This is a genomic window from Nocardia sp. JW2 (assembly GCF_051843015.1).
GTDB classification, from domain to species: domain Bacteria; phylum Actinomycetota; class Actinomycetes; order Mycobacteriales; family Mycobacteriaceae; genus Nocardia; species Nocardia coubleae.
This window is the reverse complement of record NZ_JBPXLK010000022.1, coordinates 38,714-61,816: the sequence shown is the minus strand read 5'-3', so window position 1 is coordinate 61,816 and position 23,103 is coordinate 38,714. Positions and strand designations below refer to the sequence as shown.

At 69.0% G+C, this 23,103-nt stretch carries 22 protein-coding genes; 13 read left to right on the top strand and 9 right to left on the bottom strand.

Annotation, left to right across the window (positions count from 1 at the left end; genetic code table 11):
- The first annotated feature begins 61 nt into the window (after positions 1–61).
- The 3 genes from ACSVDM_RS24880 to ACSVDM_RS24870 all read left to right on the top strand — a co-directional run bounded on the left by ACSVDM_RS24880 (position 62) and on the right by ACSVDM_RS24870 (position 2,985).
- Positions 62–1,126 carry an amidohydrolase family protein gene (locus tag ACSVDM_RS24880; RefSeq protein WP_439268316.1) on the top strand — a complete coding sequence of 355 codons (1,065 nt, stop codon included), beginning with the start codon at positions 62–64 and terminating at the stop codon, positions 1,124–1,126.
- Positions 1,127–1,161: 35 nt separating this feature from the next.
- Positions 1,162–1,569, top strand: a complete 408-nt coding sequence (locus ACSVDM_RS24875; protein ID WP_439268314.1) for a DUF3224 domain-containing protein — start codon at positions 1,162–1,164, stop codon at positions 1,567–1,569.
- 123 nt (positions 1,570–1,692) lie between these two features.
- Entirely contained in the window at positions 1,693–2,985 is a 1,293-nt protein-coding gene (locus tag ACSVDM_RS24870; protein WP_439268312.1) for a lipase family protein, read from the top strand.
- 2 nt (positions 2,986–2,987) lie between these two features.
- Here the strand turns inward: ACSVDM_RS24870 and ACSVDM_RS24865 are convergent, their stop codons facing one another.
- Both ACSVDM_RS24865 and ACSVDM_RS24860 read right to left on the bottom strand, forming a co-directional pair.
- Positions 2,988–3,737, bottom strand: coding sequence for an SWIM zinc finger family protein (locus ACSVDM_RS24865; protein WP_439268310.1), 750 nt, complete (start codon positions 3,735–3,737; stop codon positions 2,988–2,990).
- Positions 3,737–6,532, bottom strand: a complete 2,796-nt coding sequence (locus ACSVDM_RS24860; RefSeq protein WP_439268339.1) for a DEAD/DEAH box helicase — start codon at positions 6,530–6,532, stop codon at positions 3,737–3,739. The genes ACSVDM_RS24865 and ACSVDM_RS24860 overlap by 1 nt, the downstream gene beginning before the upstream one ends.
- A gap of 196 nt (positions 6,533–6,728) precedes the next feature.
- On the opposite strand from ACSVDM_RS24860, the gene ACSVDM_RS24855 reads away from it, so the two are divergent.
- Together ACSVDM_RS24855 and ACSVDM_RS24850 are read left to right on the top strand one after the other, a co-directional pair.
- Positions 6,729–7,091 (top strand): hypothetical protein, encoded by a 363-nt coding sequence (locus ACSVDM_RS24855; protein WP_067490527.1) that lies wholly within the window; start codon positions 6,729–6,731, stop codon positions 7,089–7,091.
- 39 nt (positions 7,092–7,130) lie between these two features.
- Entirely contained in the window at positions 7,131–7,814 is a 684-nt protein-coding gene (locus ACSVDM_RS24850) for an HNH endonuclease family protein (protein WP_439268308.1), read from the top strand.
- Between the two features lie 12 nt (positions 7,815–7,826).
- Here the strand turns inward: ACSVDM_RS24850 and ACSVDM_RS24845 are convergent, their stop codons facing one another.
- Positions 7,827–8,645 (bottom strand): sulfurtransferase, encoded by an 819-nt coding sequence (locus tag ACSVDM_RS24845; RefSeq protein ID WP_439268306.1) that lies wholly within the window; start codon positions 8,643–8,645, stop codon positions 7,827–7,829.
- Between the two features lie 251 nt (positions 8,646–8,896).
- Here ACSVDM_RS24845 and ACSVDM_RS24840 point away from each other — a divergent pair, with 251 nt between their 5' ends.
- A complete protein-coding gene (locus ACSVDM_RS24840; RefSeq protein WP_439268304.1) occupies positions 8,897–10,102 on the top strand; it encodes a benzoate/H(+) symporter BenE family transporter in 1,206 nt (401 codons plus the stop codon).
- A 111-nt stretch (positions 10,103–10,213) separates the two neighbouring features.
- Here ACSVDM_RS24840 and ACSVDM_RS24835 read toward each other — a convergent pair whose 3' ends face one another.
- Entirely contained in the window at positions 10,214–10,705 is a 492-nt protein-coding gene (locus ACSVDM_RS24835; protein ID WP_067641500.1) for an Lrp/AsnC family transcriptional regulator, read from the bottom strand.
- Between the two features lie 171 nt (positions 10,706–10,876).
- Here ACSVDM_RS24835 and pdhA point away from each other — a divergent pair, with 171 nt between their 5' ends.
- The 5 genes from pdhA to ACSVDM_RS24810 all read left to right on the top strand — a co-directional run bounded on the left by pdhA (position 10,877) and on the right by ACSVDM_RS24810 (position 16,576).
- Complete coding sequence (pdhA, locus tag ACSVDM_RS24830) at positions 10,877–11,959, top strand: pyruvate dehydrogenase (acetyl-transferring) E1 component subunit alpha (protein WP_439268302.1); 1,083 nt, start codon at positions 10,877–10,879, stop codon at positions 11,957–11,959.
- The gene (locus tag ACSVDM_RS24825; protein WP_439268300.1) at positions 11,956–12,930 is read left to right on the top strand and encodes an alpha-ketoacid dehydrogenase subunit beta; all 975 of its coding nucleotides are present in this window, start codon (positions 11,956–11,958) and stop codon (positions 12,928–12,930) included. Before pdhA ends, ACSVDM_RS24825 begins: the two co-directional genes overlap by 4 nt.
- A gap of 17 nt (positions 12,931–12,947) precedes the next feature.
- Entirely contained in the window at positions 12,948–14,255 is a 1,308-nt protein-coding gene (locus tag ACSVDM_RS24820; protein ID WP_243749867.1) for a dihydrolipoamide acetyltransferase family protein, read from the top strand.
- A 107-nt stretch (positions 14,256–14,362) separates the two neighbouring features.
- The gene (locus ACSVDM_RS24815; RefSeq protein WP_439268298.1) at positions 14,363–15,721 is read left to right on the top strand and encodes a uracil-xanthine permease family protein; all 1,359 of its coding nucleotides are present in this window, start codon (positions 14,363–14,365) and stop codon (positions 15,719–15,721) included.
- Positions 15,722–15,772: 51 nt separating this feature from the next.
- Positions 15,773–16,576, top strand: a complete 804-nt coding sequence (locus tag ACSVDM_RS24810; protein WP_439268296.1) for an SDR family oxidoreductase — start codon at positions 15,773–15,775, stop codon at positions 16,574–16,576.
- A gap of 5 nt (positions 16,577–16,581) precedes the next feature.
- Here ACSVDM_RS24810 and ACSVDM_RS24805 read toward each other — a convergent pair whose 3' ends face one another.
- Positions 16,582–16,998, bottom strand: coding sequence for an acyl-CoA thioesterase (locus ACSVDM_RS24805; protein WP_067490558.1), 417 nt, complete (start codon positions 16,996–16,998; stop codon positions 16,582–16,584).
- A gap of 22 nt (positions 16,999–17,020) precedes the next feature.
- A complete protein-coding gene (locus ACSVDM_RS24800) occupies positions 17,021–17,971 on the bottom strand; it encodes an AraC family transcriptional regulator (protein WP_439268294.1) in 951 nt (316 codons plus the stop codon).
- A gap of 81 nt (positions 17,972–18,052) precedes the next feature.
- Between ACSVDM_RS24800 and ACSVDM_RS24795 the strand changes: the two genes are divergently transcribed.
- Entirely contained in the window at positions 18,053–18,895 is an 843-nt protein-coding gene (locus tag ACSVDM_RS24795; protein WP_439268292.1) for an NAD(P)H-binding protein, read from the top strand.
- Between the two features lie 116 nt (positions 18,896–19,011).
- Positions 19,012–20,292, top strand: coding sequence for an MFS transporter (locus ACSVDM_RS24790; RefSeq protein ID WP_439268290.1), 1,281 nt, complete (start codon positions 19,012–19,014; stop codon positions 20,290–20,292).
- A 9-nt stretch (positions 20,293–20,301) separates the two neighbouring features.
- Here the strand turns inward: ACSVDM_RS24790 and ACSVDM_RS24785 are convergent, their stop codons facing one another.
- The 3 genes from ACSVDM_RS24785 to ACSVDM_RS24775 all read right to left on the bottom strand — a co-directional run bounded on the left by ACSVDM_RS24785 (position 20,302) and on the right by ACSVDM_RS24775 (position 23,062).
- Positions 20,302–21,429 carry a DUF5925 domain-containing protein gene (locus ACSVDM_RS24785; protein ID WP_439268288.1) on the bottom strand — a complete coding sequence of 376 codons (1,128 nt, stop codon included), beginning with the start codon at positions 21,427–21,429 and terminating at the stop codon, positions 20,302–20,304.
- Positions 21,430–21,741: 312 nt separating this feature from the next.
- Positions 21,742–22,407, bottom strand: coding sequence for an MspA family porin (locus ACSVDM_RS24780; protein ID WP_067641479.1), 666 nt, complete (start codon positions 22,405–22,407; stop codon positions 21,742–21,744).
- Between the two features lie 25 nt (positions 22,408–22,432).
- Positions 22,433–23,062, bottom strand: a complete 630-nt coding sequence (locus tag ACSVDM_RS24775) for an MspA family porin (protein ID WP_245655426.1) — start codon at positions 23,060–23,062, stop codon at positions 22,433–22,435.
- Positions 23,063–23,103 lie beyond the last annotated feature (41 nt).

Here is a 23,103-nt window from a genome sequence, read left to right as displayed (position 1 = left end):
CATCGCCGCAGCCGACGTGTGACAATTCCCGGAGCAATGCCGGCGCGGCGATGGGACGTACATGGATCTGACCGGGCTCGACATCATCGATGCGCATATCCACCAGTGGGATCCGCATACGACACCTCGGCTGTTCAGCAAGCACGCCAAGCTGCTGCGGTATGTGCCGCTGCCGGTCGACCTCGCCGCGAAATTGACCCCGCGCCGCGACCTCCAGTTCGTCGGTGATCCCACGACCTACCTCGGCCCGTATCTGCCCGCCGACTACCGCACCGACCAGGGCGGGGTCGCGGTGCGCGGCCTCGTGCACGTGGAGGCCGAGTGGACCGGTTCGGCGCCCGACGAGACGCGGTGGGTGGCCAGCCTGCCGTTCGGGGTCGATACACCCGCGCTCGCCGCGATCGTCGGGGCGGCCGACCCCGCCGCCGCGGATCTCGGCCCCACGCTCGACGCCCATCAGTCGGCCTCGCCGCTGCTGCGCGGGATCCGGGCCACCGTGGCCCACCATCCCGATGCGGGGGTGAAATCGTTCGCCGCGCACGACGGACTGCTCACCGCGCCCGCCTTCCTCGACAATTTCGGTCAGCTCGCCGAACGCGGGCTCAATTTCGACGCGTGGCTGTACTCGGGTCAGCTGCCGGAGGTGACGGCGCTGGCCGAACGCTTTCCCGAGGTGACGATCGTCCTCGACCACCTCGCCACCCCCGCAGGCGTCTTCGGGCCGGTCGGCAAACACACCGGCAGGACCGCGGGCGAGCGACGCGACATCTTCGACCGCTGGCGCGACGACATCACCGATCTGGCCGCCCAGCCCAATGTGGTCGCCAAGGTGAGCGGCCTGATGATGCCGGTACTCGGCCACCCGGTCCCGCCGCGCGGGCTGTCGACCCAGGTGTCGGTGCTCGTCGACCGGCTGGGTCCGATGCTCGCCCACGCCCTGTCGGTGTTCGGCCCCGACCGGCTGATCTGGGGCTCGAACTTCCCCGTCGACAAGCCGATCACCAGCCTCCCCGTGGCCGTCGACGCCGTCGCGACCGCGCTCACCAAGGCCGGTGCGTCGCCCGAGGACCTGCGGAAGGTATTCGGCGGTAACGCTGTTCGTGTTTACCGCATCGAACTGGGGTGACGGGCTTTGTCGGTACCCCGGTTTAGCATCACGGAATGAAGACGACCGGCACGTTCGAACTCACCGCTTTCGATCCGACCGATCTGCAGCCGCAACCGCCGATCAGCACCGGCCTGCCGGTCGGCATCGCCCACATGACCAAGGTCTACGCGGGCGACATCACGGGCACCTCGGCGACGCTGTTCACCTCGGCGTTCGACATGTCGACGGGTGCGGGCACCTACATCGCCATGGAGTCCTTCGAGGGCAGCCTGGCGGGCAGGTCGGGCGCGTTCAACTTCGTCCATTCCGCCACCACCGGCGGCACCGATCGGACCGACGAGTTCTTCCACATCGTCCCCGGTAGCGGCACCGGCGAACTCACCGGCATCACCGGCACCGGCGCCCTCTACGTCGACACCACCGGCGGCCACCACATCTGGTTCGAGTACGAGCTGCCCTGAGGAACCGTCGGCTCGACAGAATCTCGACGCCGGACCGGCGTTATGAGCTCGATCGGCTGCGAGTGACCGCGTAGTCCAACTACGTTGACACCCTGTCGACAGGACGCGTTCGAGGGAGCTGTGGTGGCGGCAGGGTTTCGGTGCTGGGTCGGTGGTGTCATCGCGGTGATGGCCGTTTCGGTGGCGGCTCCCGCCGTGGCCGCTCCTCCGCTCGGTCCGACCGGCGACACCACGTTCTACACCCCGCCCGCCGAGATCCCGGCGACGCCGGGACAGCCGATCAAGACCGAACCCATGTCGCTGCCGATCACCCTGCCCGGTAGCAACGGCCCGCTTCCAGCGGAAACCACCCGCGTGATGTTTTCCGCCACCGACCGCACGGGGTCGGCGGTCGCGGCGACCGGTGCGTATCTGCGGCCGACCCTGCCGTGGGTCGGACCCGGTCCGCGGCCGCTGCTCGTGCTCGCGCCCGGCACACAGGGTCAGGGCGACCAGTGCGCGCCGTCGAACACCCTGGCATTTCTGTTGCAGTACAACGGCGGACTCGATGTGGGCCTGCAGTACGAGCAGTACGCGGCGATCTACCCGTTCCTCGCGGTCGGTGGTGCGGTGATGCTCACCGACCACGAGAGTTTCGGCACTCCGGGACCGCACAGTTACATGTCGCGTGCGTCCACCGGACAGGTCATGCTCGACGCCGCGCGGGCCGCCCGTGAACTGCCCGGCAACGGACTCGAACCGGGTGCCCCGGTGGCGCTGTGGGGCTATTCGCAGGGTGGCGGGGCTGCGGCCGCCGCGGCGGAACTCGCCCCGAGCTACGCACCGGACCTGCCGATCGTCGGCGCCTACGCCGGAGCACCGGTGGTCGACGCACGCGCCCAGCTGCGGCACTTCGACCGCGGCTCGCTGGCCGGCGCCCTCGGCTACTACATCAACGGCGCCGTCGACGAGAACCCCGCACTCGCGCCCGCCACCGATCGGCTGCTCAACGACGCGGGCAAGCGCATGCTGGCCGACACCGCACGGCAGTGTGTGGCCGAAACCGTAGCCACCCAGGGTTTCCGGGACAGCCGTGGCTGGACGAGCACCGGACAGAGCGTGGTCGAAGCGTTGGATTCCGACCCGGACTGGGCAGCCCACCTCGACGACGACCGGGTCGGACAGTTGCGACCCGGTGCACCGGTACTCATCCACAGCACGGCCGATGATGAACTGGTGCCCACCTACAGCGCTCGCAGGCTCGCAGCGGACTGGTGCGCCGCCGGTACCACCGTGGCCTACTACGAGCAGCCGCTCCCCGGCGATCCGGTGAAACTCGGTGTGTCGCATGTGCTCAACAGCCCGCTGAGCTTGCCGGGCGCGCTGCTGTGGCTGCACGGCCTCTTGCGGGGCCAGCCCGCGCAGCGCACCTGCTGAACTCAGCTGTCGAATTCGGCGTAGAGGGCACGCAATTCGCGGAGACCGGTGGCGGCGGTCTGCTCGTCCTCGGCCGACATGCGTAGGGCACGGCGCAAGGCCATGGCGTCGAGGTCCTCGATGACGGGGTGGAATTCGATGCGTGGTAGGTCGGGGAGGGCGAGGTGGTCGCCGTAGGGGTCGTCGGAATCAGCGCTGCGAGTGGACCTTTCGACCCCACCGATGAGGGTGTCGAGGTCGAGTCCGCGCAGGGTGAGGATTTCGCCCGGTTGCTCGTCGAGGCGTTCGGCGAGCAGGTAGCAGACGGCGGCCACATGCTTACACGGCCAGCCCATGTCCGGGCAGGTGCAGGAGAAGTCCAGTTCGGCGGCGGTGGTCGGCAGCAGGTGTGGTCCGAGCGCGGGTGGCAGTGCGCCCGAAGCGATTTCGGCGAGCATGCCGGGCGCTTCGCGGATCTCGGCCAGCAGCAGATCGATCTCCTCCTCGCGCAGCGGCCGCACCGACAACACGGAGGTGAACGGGCTCGGCTGGCTACCCTGCACCTCGGCCGTGACCGCACCGCGCTCCACGCGATAGTTCACCACCTGCCCGACCCGCGCGTAGGTGCGCCCGCGCGAGAGCCTGCCCGCGTCGGCCACCTTCTCCACCGCCTCGAGCAGCGACTTTCCCCACCACGTGCGACCGAAACCACCGCGCGCCTGCGCACCACCGCGCACCGGCTTGCGCGGACCGAACTGACTGAAATCGGCCATCAGTCACCCACCGCCTCGGCCCCGAGGGTGAACAGTTCACGCAACTCGTCGGTGCCGAGTTCGGTGATCCAGTTCTCCCCCGCCCCGACGGCCAGGTCGGCCAACGCCTTTTTGCCGCTGATCATTTCGTCGATGCGCTCCTCGATGGTGTCGACACAGACGAGTTTGCGCACCTGCACCGCACGCTGCTGGCCGATGCGGAACGCACGGTCGGTGGCCTGGTTCTCCACGGCCGGGTTCCACCAGCGGTCCAGGTGGATCACATGATTGGCGGCGGTCAGGTTCAGCCCCGTCCCGCCCGCTTTGAGCGAGAGGAGCATCAACGGCGGGCCGCCCGCGGCTTGGAATCCGGTGACCATGTCGTCGCGACGCTGCTTGGTCACCCCGCCGTGCAGGAACGGGATGGGTGTGCCGAACCGTTCGGTGAGGAACGGCAGGATCAGGTCCCCGAACTCACGGAATTGGGTGAACAGCAGGGCCTTCTCGCCGTCGGCGAGGACGGCGTCGAGGATGTCCTCCACCAGGGCGAGCTTGCCCGAGCGATGGCCCCCGCGGCGCATGATGGGCGAGGCGTCGCCGAGGAAATGCGCGGGATGATTGCAGACCTGCTTGAGCCTGGTCAGCGCGCCGAGCACCGCACCCTTGCGCGCCATGCCCTTGGCGTCTTTGAGCTTCTCCAGCATGTCGTCGACCACGGCCTGATACAGCGCGGCCTGCTCGACGGTGAGATTCGCGCGCACCGTCATCTCGAGCTTCTCGGGCAGATCGCTGATGACCGCCGGATCGGTTTTGAGCCTGCGCAGCACGAACGGTTCGGTGATGAGCCGCAACCGGTCGATGGCGTGCTGGTCGCGTTCGCGTTCGATGGGCGCCGCGAAGCGGGCACGGAAGGACTGCGGACTGCCGAGCAGCTTGGGCATGGCGAAATCGAACAGGGCACGCAGTTCTTCCAGCCGGTTCTCCACCGGTGTTCCGGTGAGCGCCAAGCGATGCCGGGCCCGCAAGGCGCGGGCAGCCCGTGATTGCCTGGTGGTCGCGTTCTTGATGTGCTGGGCCTCGTCGAGAACCACCCGCTCCCAGTGCTGTTCGCTCAGCAACGTGGCATCGCGCGCGAGCAGGGCATAGGTCGTGACGACCAGATCCGCATCCGCGACCGCGGCGGCGAAATCCGCGCCCTTGCGCCGATCGGTCCCGTGGTGCACGAGGACGCGCAGGTCGGGTGCGAAACGTTCGGTTTCGCGCTGCCAGTTGCCGACCACCGACATGGGGCACACCAGCAGCGTCGGCCCTACCGGGCCGACGGCCTCGCGTTCGTGCACGAGCAGCGCGAGTACCTGCACGGTCTTGCCGAGACCCATGTCGTCGGCCAGGATCGCGCCGCAATCGAGCCGGCTCATGGTGGCCAGCCAGCTCAGGCCGCGCTCCTGATAGGGGCGGAGCTGGGCTTTCAGGCCGATCGGCACCGGAACCGGCTCGGGATGGCCGTGTCCGGTGAACAGTTCGGCCGCCCAGCCGTCGGCGGTGACCTCGGTGACCGGCACATTGTCGACCCGTTCGGCGGCGAGCTCGCCGATCATGTCGGCCAGGGTGATCGGGGTGTCGTCGGCGTGCAGTGCCACGTACCGGGCGGCGGCCGCCAACGCGCGATGGTCGGCCTGCACCCATTCACCGCGCAGCTGGACGAGATCGGATTTGCTGCGCACCAGCCGTTCCATCTCGGCCGGGGTGAGCACCATGTCCCCGAGCGCCAATTCCCAACGGTAGGAAAGCAATCCGCTCAGACCGACGGTGGATTCGGCGGCGGCCGGGCTGCTCACCCGCAGGCGCATGCTCGGCTCGGCGATGTTCCAGGCGCGCGGCAGCAGCAGGCGAATCCCGGCCTCCTGTAGCGCATGCGCGCCGTGGGCGACCAGGTCGGCGACCACCTGGGTCGGCAGCAGGAGGTCGAGTCCGCGCGGGTCGGTCGGCAGGTCACGCAGACGCGGGTAGGCCTTGCGTGCCTGGCCCAGCTTCTCGGCGGCAGTGCGCACCAAGACCGGATCATCATCGAGGGCAACAGGTTTCGGCGCGTCGTCGACGGGGCGCAGGCACACCTGTAGTCGCCACAGCGCCACCGAGTCGTCGTCGGTGCCGAATTCGCCGTCGGGTTCGCACAGGCGAAGGACCAGTTCGGGTTCGTCGGCGGCGTATCCCTCGCGCCACTGCGACAGCGTTTCGGCCAGCCGGTAGGAGCCCTCGTCGAGCGGGGTGTCGCTCATCAGCGCCGCCAGCAGCGGGTGCGTCATCGAACGGTGGCTCAGGTATTCGCGGGCGATCGGGTCGGTCAGTTCGGTGACCAGGTCCTCGAGCACCCCGGCGGGCGACCCGGCCACCCGCAGCGCGGCGGGCATGGCCGTGGCCAGCTCGGCGAGCCACGCCCGCTGACGTTGCCCGCCGACCAGCCGCCACCGCACCCACCACTGCCCGTCGGCACGATCCACCTGCGGCACCACCCGACCGGCCCGCACCCAGCGCTCGATGCCACGGGCGACGTGCGCGAGGAAACGCAGGTCGCCGGAGATGTGCTCGCGGGGCAGCCTGCTGCGCAGCACGACGGCGGCCGTCGGCGGCGCGAGCGCGTGCGCGCGGACCTCGGCTCGACCCGGTGCGCCCGCCTCGTCGACGACGAGCACCTCGGCGCGGTGCCGGAACCGCGCGCGCTCGAGAATGTCGCCGAGCACCGAACCCACCGCAACGGGCTGCCCGTCGTGCCACAGCAGCAGGCCCGAACCGGGGGACCACAGACCGTGCAGCATGGTTGCCATCCAAGCAGGAGCCACCGACACCCCGCGCTCGGCCATCGCTCTGGATTTCTGGGCTCCCACGGAACATACTTGGATATTCCCTGGTCACGGCCGGAAGATCACCGGCGACAACTGCATACTCACCCAGGCGAACCGGCCACGAACCGGCTCGGCCGATGAACCCCCTGAATGCGTGCGGAGGGCAGCGATGACGATTCTGCTCCAGGTTCTCGAGCAGAGCTACACCCCCACCACCCCGTGGGAGCGGCGCAAGTTCACGTTCGTCGATGCCGGGAAGATCGTCGGCATGCGCCTGGACGGCCAGTCCGGCGTATGGATCGATCTGTCCCGGCCCGGTGAATCCCAGCGGCTGGCCCACACGGCCGACCCGCGCGATTCCATCACCTTCCTGCTCACCGTGTTCGCCAAGATCGCCGAGTGCGAGGACCGGGGTGGTTCGTGGTTGATCGGCCACGACGGCACCCACATCTCCTCGATCGCGGCCACCCGGTTCCCACCACATGCCGCCGAGCTCGCGGCAGACGACATCCTGGCGCGCGCCTGGTTGTAGTACGGCGAAGTTGTCGGTGGGGTCGGCTACAACCTGTGCATGGGGAGACTCGCGTGGCTGGTCCTGCTGGTGCTCGCGTGCGCGGGTTGCGGGGTGCTGGCGCCCGAACCGATCGCGCCCGCGCCGGGTAGTCCGACGCGGGCAGAGGTGAGCGCGCTGCTCGATCAGGTGCGCGTGATCGATGCGCGACCGCACCCCGGCGGGTACGAACGCGGCTGCAAGGCCGGGCAGGGTTGTGTGTTCGGTCCGGCCTGGTCCGACGACACCGACGCGCCCGGCGGTCACGACGGCTGCGACACCCGCAACAACGTGCTGGCCGCCCAGCTGCGCGATGTGGTTCGCCGGGGTCGCTGTGTGGTGGTGGAAGGCGTGCTCACCGACCCCTACACCGGCACCGACATCGCTTTCCGCAAATCCGACGGCGGCGACATCCAGATCGACCACGTCTATCCGCTCGCCGCCGCCTGGGATATGGGCGCACACGCCTGGCCACCGGAACGCCGTCTGCGCTTCGCCAACGACCTCTCGGTCAATCTGCTGGCCACCAGCAAGGCGACCAATCAGTCCAAAGGCGACGACATGCCTGGCGAATGGCTACCACCCGCGAAGCCCAATCACTGCTTCTACGCGGCGAAGTACCTCACCGTCGCCGTGGCCTACGACTTACCGATCACCGCCGCCGACAACGCCGCCCTCCACGACGTCGCCCGAACATGCCCTTGATGGGTCTCGTCGTCAGGCGCCCGTCGCCACCGGGCGCTTGGGGTCGTTGGACCACTGCGACCACGACCCCGGGTAGAGGGCGGCGTCGATCCCGGCGATGGCCAGGGCCGCGATTTCGTGCGCAGCGGTGACGCCGGAACCGCAGTAGACCGCGACCGGTCCGTCACCGAACTCGGCGAAGCGCTCGCGCAATTCCTCGGCGGTGCGGAAATGTCCTGTGGGGTACAGGTTTTCAGCGGTCGGTGCGCTGACAGCGCCGGGAATGTGACCGGCCTGCGGATCGACCGGTTCCACCTCACCTCGGAAACGTTCGCCCGCGCGAGCATCGAGCAAGACACCCGACCATTTCGCGGCGGCGTCCGCATCGATCACGGGCAGCGCGCCGGGGCGAACAACCAGGTCACCGGGGGTCGGGTCGGGTTCGGCACCGGTCGCGAGTTCCCCGCCGGACGCGGTCCAGGCGGGCAGCCCACCGTCGAGAATGCGCACGTTGTCGACACCGGCCCAGCGCAACAGCCACCATGCGCGGGCCGCCGCCATGCCGCCGGTCGCGTCGTAGACGACCACGGGCTCATCAGTGCCGAGCCCCCAGCTGCGGGCGCACTTCTCGAAGGTTCCGGGGTCGGGCAAAGGGTGCCTGCCACGGGCCGGTGACGGTGCGGCGGCCAGTTCGGTCTCCAGGTCGACGAACACCGCGCCCGGAATGTGCCCGTCGAGATAGTGCTGCGGACCGTCCGGATCACCGAGCGCCCACCGCACGTCCAACAGGTGAATCTTGTTCGCCGCCAGCTCCTCCCGAAGCTCGGCCGCCGAAATCAGCACCGCACCCACGCCAACTCCTCACTCCCGGTCCGTCCCCCGCCGCCACCCTACGCACTCCCCGCCCACCCACACCCGAAACGGCACCCCACGCATCGGACGGAGGCTGGACAGATGATCGTTACGCTCCGGTGGCGGCAACGGCCGAGAGCCGCACGCCACCAGAGCGTGGTGACCGAGCGGCCGGCACCGCGGGCCGGATCAGGCCAGTTTCGCGCTACTGGCCGGTGACGCTCCCAGACCCGTCGGGCAGGATTTGCCGAATGTCGCAGGTCTCCACCAGTTCGTCGTCCGATGTCACCGAGAAACCGGCCGGGATAGGTCAGCCGCTCGGTGCGGGCGCGGTGACGGCACTGGTCGGGTTCACCAGTTCCTTCGCGGTGGTCCTGAGCGGGTTGCGGGCGGTGGGAGCGAGTCCGGCGCAGGCGGCGTCGGGGCTGCTCGTGCTGTGTTTCACGCAGGGCATCGGCATTCTGCTGCTGAGTTTCCGGTACCGGATTCCGATCACCCTTGCCTGGTCGACACCCGGCGCGGCGCTGCTGGTGAGCACCGGCCTGGTGGCCGGTGGGTGGCCGGGCGCGGTCGCGGCGTTCGCTGTGACGGGCGTGCTGATCTTCGTCACCGGTCTGTGGCAGCGGCTCGGTTCGCTGGTCGCGGCGATTCCGGTGCCGATCGCGCAGGCCATGCTCGCCGGCGTGCTCGTTCCGCTGTGCTTGGCTCCGGTGCAGGCATTGCGTACCTCGCCCGCCGTGGTGGTTCCGGTGATCGTGGTGTGGCTGGTTCTGCAACGGTACGCACCGAAGTGGGCGGTGCTCGTGGCCTTCGCGACGGCGGCCGTCGGCACCGGCATCGACATCGTGGTCGCCGACCGGCATCTCGACCTGTCCGCCATGATCCCCACCGTGGAACTGACTGCCCCACAATGGCATTGGCAGGCGATCATCGGCATCGCCGTTCCGCTCTACATCGTCACGATGGCCTCGCAGAACATCCCCGGCGTCGCCGTGATGCGTTCTTTCGACTACCAGGTGCCGTGGCGGCCTGCCATGCTCGTCACCGGGATCGGCACCGTCCTAGGCGCCCCGGCGGGCGGTCACGCCATCAATCTCGCCGCCATCAGCGCCGCGCTCGCGGCCGCCCCGAGCGCGAGCCCGGACCCGAAGCGCCGTTGGATCGCCGCGGCCACCGCTGGCGCCTCCTACCTGGTCCTCGGCCTGGCCTCCGCCGCCCTGGTCACCCTCATCGCCGCCGCCCCCGCGGGCACCCTCGAAACCGTCGCGGGCCTGGCCCTGCTCGCCACGCTCGCCGCTTCCCTCTCCGCCGCCCTCACCGATCCGGGCGACCGCCTCGCCGCCCTGGTCACCTTCCTGGTGGCCGCCTCCGGCACCACTCTGCTCGGCATCGGCGGCGCCTTCTGGGCGCTGCTCGCCGGCCTCATCGTCCGCCGCATACTCCCAGCTCAGAAGTAGGTGCGCTGAGGTCGGTCCGGACCTCACCGCCTGACCCGCGCGCTCCGCCGAGCCTTCAGCCCGGGCCAAGTGAATCGGCCCTCACGGCGTGACCCGCAGGTTCCGTCGATCTCAGTCCGGGTCGGCGAGGCGGTCGAGGAGGGGTGCGGTGCGTGGTCCGACCAGTTCGCGCATGACGAGGGCCATGTTGGTGCGTTCGACGCCGGGGATCTTCAGGATGGCGCCCGCGATGCGGTAGAGGTCGTCGGCGTCGCGGGCCACGATGCGGACGGTGAGGTCGGTTTCGCCGGTCATGCCGCAGACCTCGGTGACCTCGGGAACGTCGGCGAGCTCGTCGACCACCGCGTCCAGCTGGTGCTGATCGACGACCACCGCGACGAAGGCTGCCAGCGGATAGCCGAGAGCACGCGGTTCCACGCGGCGCTCGAAACTGCCGAGCACCCCACCGCTGTCCCAGCGCGCGAGTCGCGCCTGCACCGTATTGCGTGACAGCCCGAGGCGGGCGGCCAGTTCCACCCCGGTGGCTCGGGGGCTGGCGATCAGTTCGCGCAGCAATCGCGCGTCGGTCGCGTCGAGGGTCACGGCGGGTTCGCGACTGGTCATACAACGCAGTATGACAGCGCGTCACCCCAGCACAACGTGCATTCTGCTCAGTCACGTGTCGTTCACTTGCGCAGGCGGCGGTATCGTGGATGCTGTGTGATACACATCGCACTCAGCGATCAGTCGTACCCGCATCGGCCCACAAGGCGCGGTGGAGAGGAGGCGATCTCGATGCCGGAGAAGCAGACCTACCCGGTCCAGTTGATCCAGCCGGACGGACGTCGCGTATTCGATCGTGAGCACGGCGCGCTGGTCGCCGATATCGATGCCGAACGATTGCGGGGCCTCTACCGGGACCTCGTCGTGACCCGCCGGATCGATCTCGAGGCGACCGCACTGCAACGCCAGGGTCAGCTCGGCCTGTGGCCACCCATGCTCGGCCAAGAAGCGGCACAGGTCGGTTCGGTGCACGCACTGCACCCCGACGACTACATCTTCTGCTCGTACCGCGAGACCGCGGTGGCGTACTGCCGTGGCGTACCGCCCGAGCAGCTGACGCGGCTGTGGCGCGGAGTGGCCCACCACTGCTGGGATCCCGACGCGGTGAACATGACCAACGCCAATATCGTCGTCGGCTCCCAGGGTCTGCACGCCACCGGTTACGCCTACGCCGCCCACCTCGACGGCGCCGACATCGCCACCATCACCTACTTCGGCGACGGCGCGACCAGTCAGGGCGATATCGCCGAGGCGCTCGGTTTCGCCGCCACGTGGAGCGCACCGGTGGTGTTCTTCTGCCAGAACAACCAGTGGGCGATCAGCGAACCGGTCACCGTGCAGAGTCACGCGCCGCTGGTGCGCCGGGCCGACGGGTACGGCATTCCCGGTGTGCAGGTGGACGGCAACGATGTGCTGGCCGTGCTCGCCGTCACCCGCCAGGCGGTCGAACGCGCCCGCAGCGGCGGCGGCCCCACCTTCATCGAGGCGATCACCTACCGGATGGGCCCGCACACCACCGCCGACGATCCGAGCAGGTACCGCACGGCCGCCGATATCGAGTACTGGGAGCGGCGCGATCCGATCGAGCGGGTGCGACTGTTGCTCGAACGCGAGGGTCTGCTCGACGACGAGTTCGCCCGCTCGGTCGCACGCGCGGCCGACGAGGTCGCCGACCGGGTACGCACCGCGACACTGCAGATGCCCGACCCCGACCCCCTCCGCATGTTCGACCACGTCTACGCGACCGAGCACCCACTGATCACCGAAGAGGCACACCAGTTCTCGGCCTACCTCGCCGAAGGAGCGCAGTCATGATCACCACCTTCGCCGCCGCTCTCAACACCGGTCTGCGCCGCGCCATGGAAGACGAGCCGAAGGTGGTGTTGCTCGGCGAGGACATCGGCAAGCTGGGTGGTGTGTTCCGGGTGACCGACACGCTCCAGAAGGATTTCGGCGACAATCGCGTCATCGATACGCCCCTGGCCGAATCCGGCATCGTGGGAACGGCTTTCGGAATGGCCTTGCGCGGCTACCGGCCGGTGGTGGAGATCCAGTTCGACGGTTTCGTCTACCCCGCGTTCGACCAGATCGTGTCCCAGGTCGCCAAGATCCACTACCGGACGGGTGGAAAGGTGAAGGCGCCGTTGACGATCCGCATTCCGTTCGGCGGCGGTATCGGTGCCGTCGAACACCATTCGGAGTCGCCGGAGGTGTATTTCGCGCACACCGCCGGTCTGCGTGTGGTGTCGCCCAGCACGCCCTTCGACGCGTATCACATGATCCGGCAGGCTATTTCGCTCGACGATCCGGTGGTCTTCTTCGAGCCGAAGCGCCGGTACTGGGACAAGGCGGACGTGGACTTCCACAGCGAACCCGACCTGCCACTGCACAAGGCGCGTGTGCTCACCGAGGGCACCGATGCCACCGTCCTCGCCTACGGCGGCACCGTCGCCACCGCGCTCACAGCCGCGAAAATCGCTGGCGAGGAAGGCAACTCGATCGAGGTGATCGATCTGCGCAGCCTGTCCCCGCTGGATGTCGACACCATCGCCGAATCCGTCGACAAGACCGGACGGCTGGTGATCGTGCACGAGGCGCCGGTGTTCGCCGGGCTCGGTGCCGAGATCGCGGCGCGGATCACCGAGCGCTGCTTCTATCACCTCGAGGCGCCCGTGCTGCGTGTAGGCGGCTACGACATCCCCTATCCCCCGGCTAAGCTCGAAAAGCACCATCTGCCTGATCCCGATCGCATCCTCGCCGCGGTCGACCGTTGCCTAGCCGCATGACGACGAAAGGTGCGCCCGTGCCGCAACCAGCTGGCGACGACGGACACGTGCTCGAATTCCGTCTCCCCGACCTGGGTGAGGGCCTCGCCGACGGCGACCTGGTGTCGTGGGCCGTCGACGTGGGCGACACGGTGGAACTGAACCAGACCATCGCCGAGGTGGAGACCGCCAAGGCGGTGGTCGCGCTGCCGTCGCCGTTCTCCGGGACGGTCGTCGAATTGCTTGCCTCGCCCGGCGATACGGTGCCGGTAGGCGCCCCGCTGATCCGGGTGCGCAACGATCTCGAGGTCACCGACCCGCCCACCGCCGAGGACCGCAGGGACGTGCTGGTCGGGTACGGGCCCGAGGCCGAAGCCACCTCACGACGGCGCAAGCCGACACCGTCGATGGCATCCACCACGCCGAGCACGCACCGGGCAGCTGCCACGCCCGCGGCCCGGAAACTGGCCAAGGAGCTCGGGATAGACCTGTGGTACGTCGCGGGTTCGGGACCCGAGGGGGCGGTCACCGTCGAGGACGTGCGCTCGGCCGTGCCGGTCACCGGGCCGCGCGCCAAGCCCGGGGCCGAGCTCGCCGCTGTCGCCCAGCAGAACGGTCACGACGCGGGTCTCATCGAGTCGAGGGCTCGCGAGGAACGCACGCCCGTCACCGGAATCCGCAAGCGCACCGCCGCCGCGATGCTGGCCAGCGCCCGCACCATTCCGCAGGCGAGCACATTCGTCACCGTCGACTGCACGGCCTCGATGGAACTGCTCGACCACCTGCGCACCACGAAGTCGTTCGAAGGACTCACGCTCACCCCACTCGCCCTGGTCGCGCGTGCCGCCCTGGCCGCCATCGCCGAACACCCCGGCGTCAATGCCGCCTGGGACGAGCAGAATCAGCAGATCGTCACCAAGCACTACGTGAACCTGGGCATCGCGGTCGCCTCCGACCGTGGGCTGCTCGTTCCGAACCTCAAAGACGCGCAAACCCTGAGCCTGCGCGAACTGTGCCGCGAGATCAGCTGGGCCGCCGACACCGCCCGCTCCGGCAACGCCACCCCCGCCGACCTCCTCGGCGGCACCTTCACCATCACCAATGTCGGTGTCTTCGGCGTCGACACCGGCGTCCCCCTGGTCAACCCCGGCGAAGCCGCCATCCTCTGCCTCGGCTCGATCCGCAAGCGCCCCTGGGTATTCCGCGACGAACTGGCCGTCCGCTGGACAACCACCCTCGGCCTCAGCTTCGACCACCGCATGATCGACGGCGAACTGGGCGCCCGCTTCCTCGCCACCACCGCAACCTTCCTCGAGGACCCCCTGACCCTCCTCAGCCGCGTCTGACCTGGCCAGACCGCCCCTCCTGACCGGACCGGGGAATATACGAGTCCCGCAACGCAGGCGAAACACGGTGCGCTCCCGCTGTAAAAATCGGGGGCTACAACCTGTGTATGAGCGAGGCACATCCTGTCGACACCCGGTTGCCGTTGGGTCGGCAACTGGCCTTCGGCCTGCAGCACGTCCTGATCATGTACACCGGATGTATCACCGTGCCCTTGGTGTTCGGGGCGGCGGCGGGGCTGGACAGAGCGACGATCGGGTTGTTGATCAGCGCCGACCTGCTGGTGGCGGGCATCATCACGCTGGTGCAGAGCCTGGGGGTCGGGAAGCTGGCCGGGGCGAGGCTGCCGATCGTGTGTGGGGCCACGTTCGTCGGGCTCAATCCGATGATTCTGATCGCGAAGGAGTACGGGCTCGACGCGGTGTACGGGTCGATGCTGATCGGTGGCGTGGTCGGTGTGGCGCTGGCGTGGCCGTTCGCGCGGGTGGTGCGGTTCTTTCCGCCGCTGGTCACCGGGACCGTGCTGACTGTGGTGGGTGTGTCGCTGATCGGGGTGGCCGGTGGGCTGATCATCGGCAGCGATCCGAAGGCGCCGAGCTTCGCGTCGCCGTCCACTATCGGGTTGGCGGCGGTGGTGGTGCTGATCGCGGTCGGGTTCGTGTGCCTCGGTCGTGGCGTGTGGTCGCAGCTCGGCGTGCTCATCGCGCTGGTCGCCGGCATCGTGATCGCGCTGCCGATGGGGCTGGTCTCGACGGCGGGCGTCGGTGCCACCGACTGGATCGGCATTCCGCAACCGTTCCACTTCGGGTCACCGCAGTTCCCGGTGACCGCCGTGGTGGCGATGAGCATCGTGATGGCGGTGGTGTTCGCCGAGTCGACCGCGAGCATGCTGGCGATCAGCGAGATCACCGGAAAGCCGCTCGGCAGAGGCGATCTCGCGCGTGGCCTGGTCGGTGACGGCCTGTCCGGTGTGCTCGGCGGCATCTTCACCGCGTTCATCGACACCATCTTCAACCAGAACGTCGGTGCGGTCTCGACGACAAGGGTCTACAGCCGGTACGTGACCGCGGTGAGCGGGGCGATCCTGGTGCTGCTCGGGCTCGTCCCCCGCATCGGTGAAGTAGTGGCGGTGATCCCGAAACCGGTGGTCGGCGGCGTGGGGCTGGTCCTGTTCGCGACGGTCGCCGTGGTCGGCGTGCGGACCTTGCTGCAAGCCGACCTCACCGACCGGGTGAACGCAACCATCGCGGCCACCGCCATCGGCATCGGTCTGCTGCCGGTCTTCACCAAGGACATGTTCGACAAGTTCCCCACCTCGGCGCAGATCCTGCTGGACAGCGGCGTCACCCTCGGCGCGGCCACCGCCTTCCTGCTGAACCTGGCCTTCAACCACACCGTCCTCGGCACCCTCGCCCGCAGCGCGAAGGCACCCGTCGAACCGGTCCGCGAGCCGGTGGCCGCCACCTGAACCGTCCGCGATCCGGTGCGGGACCGGCGGCACCGCCGTTAGGGTGCCAGCATGGAGACAGCAGGCAAGGTCGCGATCGTCACCGGCGCGGGTGCGGGCATCGGTGCCGCGCTCGCCGCCCGGCTGGTCGCCGGTGACGCACGGGTCGTCGTCGCCGATCTCGACGGTGACAGCGCGGCGAAGGTGGCCGCCGAACTCGGCGACAAGGCGACAGCAGTCGGTGGCGACGTGGCCGACGAACAGGTGGTCGCGCAGCTCATCGCCACCGCCGAACGTGAATTCGGCCCCGTGGACATGTATTTCGCGAATGCCGGAATCGGCGGTGGGCCCGGCCTCGACAGCACCGAGGACCAGTGGGCCGCCGCGATCGATGTGAATGTGATGGCGCATGTGCGGGCCGCGAAGCTGCTCGTGCCGGGCTGGGTCGAACGGGGGGGAGGGTACTTCGTTTCCACCGCGTCGGCGGCGGGCCTGCTCACCCAGTTGGGTTCGGCACCGTACTCGGTGACCAAGCACGCGGCGGTCGCGTTCGCCGAATGGCTGTCGATCACCTACGGCGACAAGGGTGTTCGCGTGAGTTGCCTGTGCCCGATGGGCGTGGACACGCGGCTGCTCAGTGGCGACCTCATCCCGGAGAACCCCGACGCGGCGGCCTTCGCGATCAAGGCGGTGAAGACTGCGGGCGCGGTGCTGTCGGCCGAGGAGGTCGCCGACACCGTCATCGAGGCGATGGCCGCCGAACACTTCCTGATCCTGCCGCACCCCGAGGTGCTGCAGATGTATCGCAACAAGGGCGCCGACTACGACCGATGGATCGCGGGCATGCGCCGCTTCCAGGAAGCATTGCGCGCGTAGGACTGTTACTCGGTCACGAGTTCCGCGGCGGCCGCCCGCACCACTTCGGGGATCGGCACCGGCTTGCGTGTCTCGGTGTCGACGTAGACGTGCACGAAATCGCCGGTGGCCGCCAGCTCGAGACCACCGTCGGTTTCCCGGAAGATCGCCAGGTCGTAGGTGATGCTCGACTTGCCGAGCCGGGAGATGCGCAGCCCCACCTGGAGCTGGTCGGGGAAGCTGACCGAGCCGTGGAACCGGCACGAGGTCTGGGCGACCACACCGAGCGCGGGCAGCGCCGTGATGTCGGTGCCGGTGGCCCGCATGAGCCAGGCATTGACCGCGGTGTCGAAGTAGGAGTAGTAGGTCACGTTGTTGACGTGACCGTACTGGTCGTTGTCGGCCCAGCGGGTCGGCATCGGCCACAGCACGGGGTAATCCATGCCGTCATGATGCCAGCCCCGTTCAGGCCGACGACGACAAAGCCGCTCCCCCACCCTGCCGGTGGTCACGCGGACTCACCCCGAAGTGCCGTTTGAAGGCGGTACTCAGGGCGAACGCACTGCCGTAGCCGACCTGGCGGGCGATGGATTCCACGGTCGAATCGGTTTCGGCGAGCAGGTCGGCGGCCAGCGACAACCGCCATTCGGTCAGAAAGGTCATGGGCGGTTCGCCGACCAGTTCGGTGAACCGGCGCGCGAGCGCGGCCCGCGACATGCCGACCGCGTCGGCCAGCGCGACCACGGTCCACGGGTGGGCCGGGTTGTGTTGCAGCAGCCGCAGCGCCTTGCCGACCAGCGGGTCGCTGTAGGCGTGGTACCAGGCGGGCGCGTCGTCGCGGGCGAACCAGGCACGCAGGGCGGCGATGAGCAGCAGGTCGAGGAGGCGGTCGAGGACGGCGCCCTGGGCGGGGCGGTCCCTGGTCGCCTCGTCGACGAGCAGGTCGAGCAGCCGGGAATCCAGGTCGCCACGCGGTAGGACCGCCACCTGCGGCAAGGCGCGCAGCAACCGGGTACTCACGGCACCGGCGGACTCGTAGGTCCCGGTGACCATCAGCGTCTCGCCGTCGGGGTCGGTCCCCCACTGCCGGACGCCGAGAGTCAGTGTCTCGCAGAGGATTTCACCGTCGGGTGTAGTCGTCACCTGCCCCGGTTGCACGACGATCTGCGGCTCGGTCGCCGGATCGTCGGACACCGTATACGGTTGCGGCCCACGGAAGATCACCACATCACCGGCGCCGACCTGCTGCGGCGAACCGGATTCGGTACTCACCCAGCCTTTTCCGCGAATCATGGCGAGCACCGTCAACGGCGCCTGATCCTGGACCCGCAGCGACCACGGCGGGTCGAGCAGCGAGCACATCAGAAACGCACCGCGTGCACGTGGGCCCTCGAGCAGACCGGCTAACGCATCCACATCTTTCACAGTAGACGACGGCGCATGTCGGCGAGCGTTCCGACGATGGTGACGCACAGCTGTGGACGGTGTACTTATGTCATGACAAAAACCGCTGCTCACCAGCCTCTTTTCCTCGTCACCGGCGCCAACGGCAAGACCGGCAGCCGCGTCGCCGCCCTCCTGGACGCGGCGGGTCACCCGGTGCGACGCGGTTCGCGCACCGCCGAGATCCCCTTCGACTGGACCGACCGCGACACCTGGGGCCCCGCCCTGGCCGGGGTCACCGCGATCTACCTCGCCTTCCAGCCCGACCTCGCCGTCCCCGGCGCACCGGACACCATTCGCGCGTTCACCGCCGCCGCCCGCGCGGCCGGCGTCGGCTCGGTGGTGTTGCTGTCCGGCCGCGGCGAGCCCGAAGCCCTGGAATGCGAAGCGGCAGTTCGTGAGTCCGGGCTCGCCTGGACCGTGGTGCGCTGCAGTTTCTTCGCCCAGAACTTCAGTGAGAGCGCCTTCGTCGGCGATGTCCTCGCCGGTGTGGTCGCACTGCCCAACGGCGATGTGCCCGAGCCGTTCGTGCACGCCGACGACATCGCCGAGGTGGCCGTCGCCGCCCTCACCGATGCTCGCCACGCGGGCGAGGTCTACGAACTCACCGGGCCCCGGGCGCTCACCTTCGCCGAAGGTGTCGCCGAGGTGGCCGAGGCGACCGGCCGTGAGATCGCCTTCGTCCCGCTCACCCGGCCCGATTTCGTCACCGCCCTCGGTGAACTCGGCCTGCCCGAACCCGAGGTCGCGCTGCTCGACTACCTGTTCGGCACCATCCTCGACGGCCGCAACTCCGCCACAGCCGACGGAGTCCAGCGAGCCCTCGGCCGCGCACCCCGCGACTTCACCGAATACGCCAAGGAGGCCGCCGCCACCGGGGTCTGGACCCCGCGGTAAATCCTGGATTGATCACCACGCTCTGGTGGCGCGACCCTCCCGCGAAACGCCGCAACCAGAGCGTGGTGATCTTGAATTCGGGGAGGGTCCGACGGGTGGCCGGTAGCGTCGATGGGGTGACGCCAGCGATTGATCGTCGGCTGCGGTCGGCCAGGGGGGCGGTGTTCGGCGCTTTCACGCTGAACGGGGTGCTGCTCGCGATGTGGGTGGTGCATATTCCGGCGATCACCGACCGGACCGAGGTGTCGGCCTCGACGCTCGGGATGTTCGTGTTGTTGCTCGCCGGGACGGCGCTGATCGGGATGCGGCTGGCCGGCCCCGCCGCCGACCGGCTCGGCAGCCGGACGCTGGTGGCGCTGGCCGCGTCGGCGATCTCGGTGACGATCGTCGGTCCAGGCCTGGCGACCGGGCCGGTGACCCTGGCGATCGCGTTGGCCTGCTTCGGTTTCGGCAACGGTGCGCTCGATGTGTCGATGAACGCGCAGGCGGTGCTGGTCGAACGTGCGTACGGCCGCCCGATCATGTCGGCCTTCCACGCCATGTTCTCGGCGGGCGGTTTCGTCGGCTCCCTCATCGGCGCCGCCACCCAACGCGCGGGCATCGCCCCCGAGGTAACGCTCACCGCCGCGAGCCTTCTCGGCTTGGTCACCACCGCGGCCCTTGTCCCCCATCTCGTCTCCCACCACCGCGAGCCCGCTTCCCACCCCGAGCACTACGACACACTTCCCGCCGAAGACCTCTCACCGACATCGTCCGAGAATCTCACCGGCGCTCCCGGATCGCGCATCAAGAAAGCCCGGGAGCAGCGGGCCCGAGACGAGGACTCGAGCCTGAACGACGCAGAGCGGCAATCGCACCGGAACCGGAAGGTGCTGTGGCTCGGGCTGATCGCATTCGTGCTGCTGCTGGCCGAAGGTGTGGCCGCCGATTGGAGCGCACTGCAGGTCCGCGAACACCTCGACGTGTCCGAGGGTGACGCGGCACTGGCGTTCGGCGCGTTCTCCGCGACCATGACGATCGGCCGTTTCCTGGCCGACCGGGTGAGCGGGGCGATCGGGCCGGTGGCGCTACTGCGCTACGGAAGCTTGTTGTGCGCTGCCGGTTTCGCGGTCGTGATCGTCTCACCCTGGCTGCCGCTGTCGCTGGTCGGCTGGGCGATGTGCGGTCTCGGACTCGCGGGCGGCGTGCCCCAGATCTTCACGGCGGCAGGCAATCTGGGCGGGCCGAAGGCGGCCACCGAGATGTCGCGGGTCTTCACCATCGGCTATCTCGGCTTGCTCGCGGGCCCGGCGGTGATCGGCTGGTTCACCGCGATCATCCCGCTCACCGCGGCGCTGATCGTCCCCCTCGTCCTCACTCTCGCCTGCGCGGCGGCCGCCTCCGTCGTCCATCGCTGAGGGCGAGCCCTACAGGTACATACCGACTTCGGTCGTTCGCTCGACCGTCGAGCGGATCTGAATTCCACCGTCACGATGGGCCACCAGTTCCGCGAGCGTGGCACCGTCGGGGAAGGCGGCGGCGGCATGGTCCTGGCGAACGAGCCACCGCGTCGCCTCCTCGGGCGAGAGTCTGCCCACCTCGAGCTGCGCGAGACACCGCCCGGGCCGCACGACCGCCGGGTGCAAGCGGGACAGGTCCTCGTTGGTCGTGATCGCGAAGAGCACCTTGCGTCCCGAACCGAGCATGCCGTCGGTGAGGTTCAGCAGCCGCGAAAGCTTTTGTCCCGCCGCTTCTTTGGCTTCGCCGCGAATCAGCTCGTCGCAGTCCTCGAGCACCAGCAAGCGCCAGCGACCGTCCTCGTCGTCACCGTCGGCACCGGCCGCCACCTCCATCAGATAGCCGGGATTGCTGAACAGTTCCTCCGGGTCGACCACGCAGTCGACCTGGCACCACGGCGCCCACGCCCGCGCGAGCGCCCGCAGGGCGGTGGTCTTCCCGGTACCCGGCTCGCCGTGCAGCAGCACGAGCCTGCCGCGGATGGCATCGGTGCCCAGGCTCATCAGCCGGTCGAACGCCGCCGAAACCGGCGCGGTGTAGTTGCCGCGGATCTCCGGCCACGCGGGCGCGACGATCTGCCTGCGCCTGCGCGCGGGCCGCCGCACATCCATGTGCCAGAAGCCCATTTCCACCGTCGAGGAGGTGTCGCGAGCCTGGGCCGCGCCCTCGGTGGCGCGCGCGAGCACCTCGACGGCGAGCTCATCGCTGGCGGCGGTCACCTCGACCGTCGCCGAGCCACCCGCCCAGCGCACCGCCCGCAGCGACCAGCCGGCCCCGGCGGCCAGCATCGCACTGCTGTCGTCGTCGAAGACCGAGCGCAGGATCGTCGACCCCTCGGGCCGCAACGGCGCGTCGGGATGGACCCGGTCGAGGTGGGCCTGCCGCGCGAAGGGCTGCTCGCCGCGCAGGAACGGGGCGAGCGCGAGCGCGTCGATGGCGTCGCGGGTGGAATAGGTCGAATCGATGGCCGCCGACCACGGAAACGGCTCGCCCGTCTCCCGCGACGGTTCCCGGAGCTGGTCGATAGGTGTGGACACCGCGCCAATGATCGTGGTCGCGGGCCCGGAATGTCCAACGACTTCCCGGCTGTGCACTGCGTCACCGGGCCCGGCCGAGCAGTTCACAGCTGTTGTGGATCCTGGACATCTACGGGTTCCTCGTCGCGGGCTTCCTCATCACGATGGGCACCCTCGGCGACCGGATCGGCAGGCGCAGACTGTTGATGATCGGCGCGCCGGCCTGGTCGTCGTCCTGCTTCGCCACGTTCCGGCACCGAACGAGCGTGCCGACGAGCAGAAATCAGCCGGGGCCCCGCCGGGAGCGTGCAGCTCCCCGCGGGGCCCGGAAAATCAGCCGAGGCTGAACGGCTGGCCCCACAGGCGCAGCTCCGAGCGACCGAACTGGGTGGTCACCTCGACGGAAACGAAGGCACGCGCCTGGGCGTAACCAGCGCAGCCCGACAGACCCAGGGTCGAATCGGCCCAGGTGACCGAGCCCTCCGGACCGAAGAACTTGATCGCGGGGACGTAGCTCTCCTCGCCGTAGGCATCCGGGCCCTCGACCTGGAGCAGCCAGAAGGTGGTCGCCTGGCCGGGGCCGAGGGTCAGGTTGCCGCCGGAGGTCACGCCGCCGCTGCCCTTGCCCTCGTGGGTCACCGCGCCGTTGGCACCGGCATTGGCGTTGCCGCCGGAGATGTCGACCTGGCAACCGACGACGTATCCGGGCGAGATCTTGACGCCCTTGTGCTCGCCGTGCACCTGCACCTCGGCCCGGCCGGACGCCCACACGTTGCGATGCAAGGGAGTCGCGCCCATGGAGGGGCTGATGTTCACCGACTCGCCGACCAGGCGGATGGTCACCGGGGTGCCGTCGGGGAGGGTCTGGGTGATCTCGCCGCCGGGCAGCGGGATGAAGGTGTCGGCATGGGCGGCACCGGTGGAGAACAGGCCGAGCGCGACGGTCGCCGCCGCTGCGGCACCGGCGAGCCGGGTGGTCGCCTTCGTGAAGATGCTCATGGAGTTGTTCCTATCCGTCGAGAAGTCAGCCGATGCTGAACGGGGCACCGTAGAGGGAGGTCTTGGAGTAGTTGTCGCCGATGATCTCCACGACGGTGTAGGCGCGTGCCTGGGCGTACCCGGCGCAGCCCTGGATCTGCAGCTCCACGTCCTTGTAGCTGACGTGGTAGTTGCCCTTCTCGACGATGTCGAAGCCCTCGATGCCGACCCACTTCACCTCGCCCGGACCGAGTTTCACGCCGATCGAGCCACCGGCGTTGAAGCCGCTGGTGTTGATGCCGCCCGAGACACCCGCCGAGATCGCGTCGTCGGCGATGCTCACCTGGCAGCCGACGATGTAGCCGGTGCTCACGCGCGAAGAACCGTGCGTGGAGGAGTTGTTGGTGCCGGGCGCGCCGTTACCGCCGACGAACGGGCGGGGCTCACCCTTCGGGGTCTCGGCCACCTCGGCCAGCACGGTTCCGCTCACCCACGCCACGCGGCCTGCGCCGTTGGCCGCCATGGACGGCGAGATCAGGGCGCTTTCCGCCACCCGCTTGATCAACACACCGGGGCCGGCCTTCTCGCCGTCGGGCAGCGGAACGAAGGTGTCCGCACTCGCCGTTCCGCCGACAACGGCCAGCGCGGCCGTGGCCAGCGCAGTGGCCGCAAGCATTTTTCGCATCGTGGATGTCCTCATCAACTGTTGTGACCGAT

What these genes read in the sequence shown, in the direction of transcription:
- ACSVDM_RS24775 (WP_245655426.1), bottom strand. Translation starts at nt 23,062, where the DNA reads ATGCTTGCGGCCACTGCGCTGGCCACGGCCGCGCTGGCCGTTGTCGGC.
- ACSVDM_RS24815 (WP_439268298.1), top strand. Translation starts at nt 14,363, where the DNA reads ATGAGCGAGGCACATCCTGTCGACACCCGGTTGCCGTTGGGTCGGCAA.
- ACSVDM_RS24825 (WP_439268300.1), top strand. Translation starts at nt 11,956, where the DNA reads ATGATCACCACCTTCGCCGCCGCTCTCAACACCGGTCTGCGCCGCGCC.
- ACSVDM_RS24875 (WP_439268314.1), top strand. Translation starts at nt 1,162, where the DNA reads ATGAAGACGACCGGCACGTTCGAACTCACCGCTTTCGATCCGACCGAT.
- ACSVDM_RS24835 (WP_067641500.1), bottom strand. Translation starts at nt 10,705, where the DNA reads ATGACCAGTCGCGAACCCGCCGTGACCCTCGACGCGACCGACGCGCGA.
- ACSVDM_RS24805 (WP_067490558.1), bottom strand. Translation starts at nt 16,998, where the DNA reads ATGGATTACCCCGTGCTGTGGCCGATGCCGACCCGCTGGGCCGACAAC.
- ACSVDM_RS24860 (WP_439268339.1), bottom strand. Translation starts at nt 6,532, where the DNA reads ATGCTGCACGGTCTGTGGTCCCCCGGTTCGGGCCTGCTGCTGTGGCAC.
- ACSVDM_RS24880 (WP_439268316.1), top strand. Translation starts at nt 62, where the DNA reads ATGGATCTGACCGGGCTCGACATCATCGATGCGCATATCCACCAGTGG.
- ACSVDM_RS24840 (WP_439268304.1), top strand. Translation starts at nt 8,897, where the DNA reads ATGTCGCAGGTCTCCACCAGTTCGTCGTCCGATGTCACCGAGAAACCG.
- ACSVDM_RS24855 (WP_067490527.1), top strand. Translation starts at nt 6,729, where the DNA reads ATGACGATTCTGCTCCAGGTTCTCGAGCAGAGCTACACCCCCACCACC.
- ACSVDM_RS24795 (WP_439268292.1), top strand. Translation starts at nt 18,053, where the DNA reads ATGACAAAAACCGCTGCTCACCAGCCTCTTTTCCTCGTCACCGGCGCC.
- ACSVDM_RS24780 (WP_067641479.1), bottom strand. Translation starts at nt 22,407, where the DNA reads ATGAGCATCTTCACGAAGGCGACCACCCGGCTCGCCGGTGCCGCAGCG.
- pdhA (WP_439268302.1), top strand. Translation starts at nt 10,877, where the DNA reads ATGCCGGAGAAGCAGACCTACCCGGTCCAGTTGATCCAGCCGGACGGA.
- ACSVDM_RS24865 (WP_439268310.1), bottom strand. Translation starts at nt 3,737, where the DNA reads ATGGCCGATTTCAGTCAGTTCGGTCCGCGCAAGCCGGTGCGCGGTGGT.
- ACSVDM_RS24850 (WP_439268308.1), top strand. Translation starts at nt 7,131, where the DNA reads ATGGGGAGACTCGCGTGGCTGGTCCTGCTGGTGCTCGCGTGCGCGGGT.
- ACSVDM_RS24810 (WP_439268296.1), top strand. Translation starts at nt 15,773, where the DNA reads ATGGAGACAGCAGGCAAGGTCGCGATCGTCACCGGCGCGGGTGCGGGC.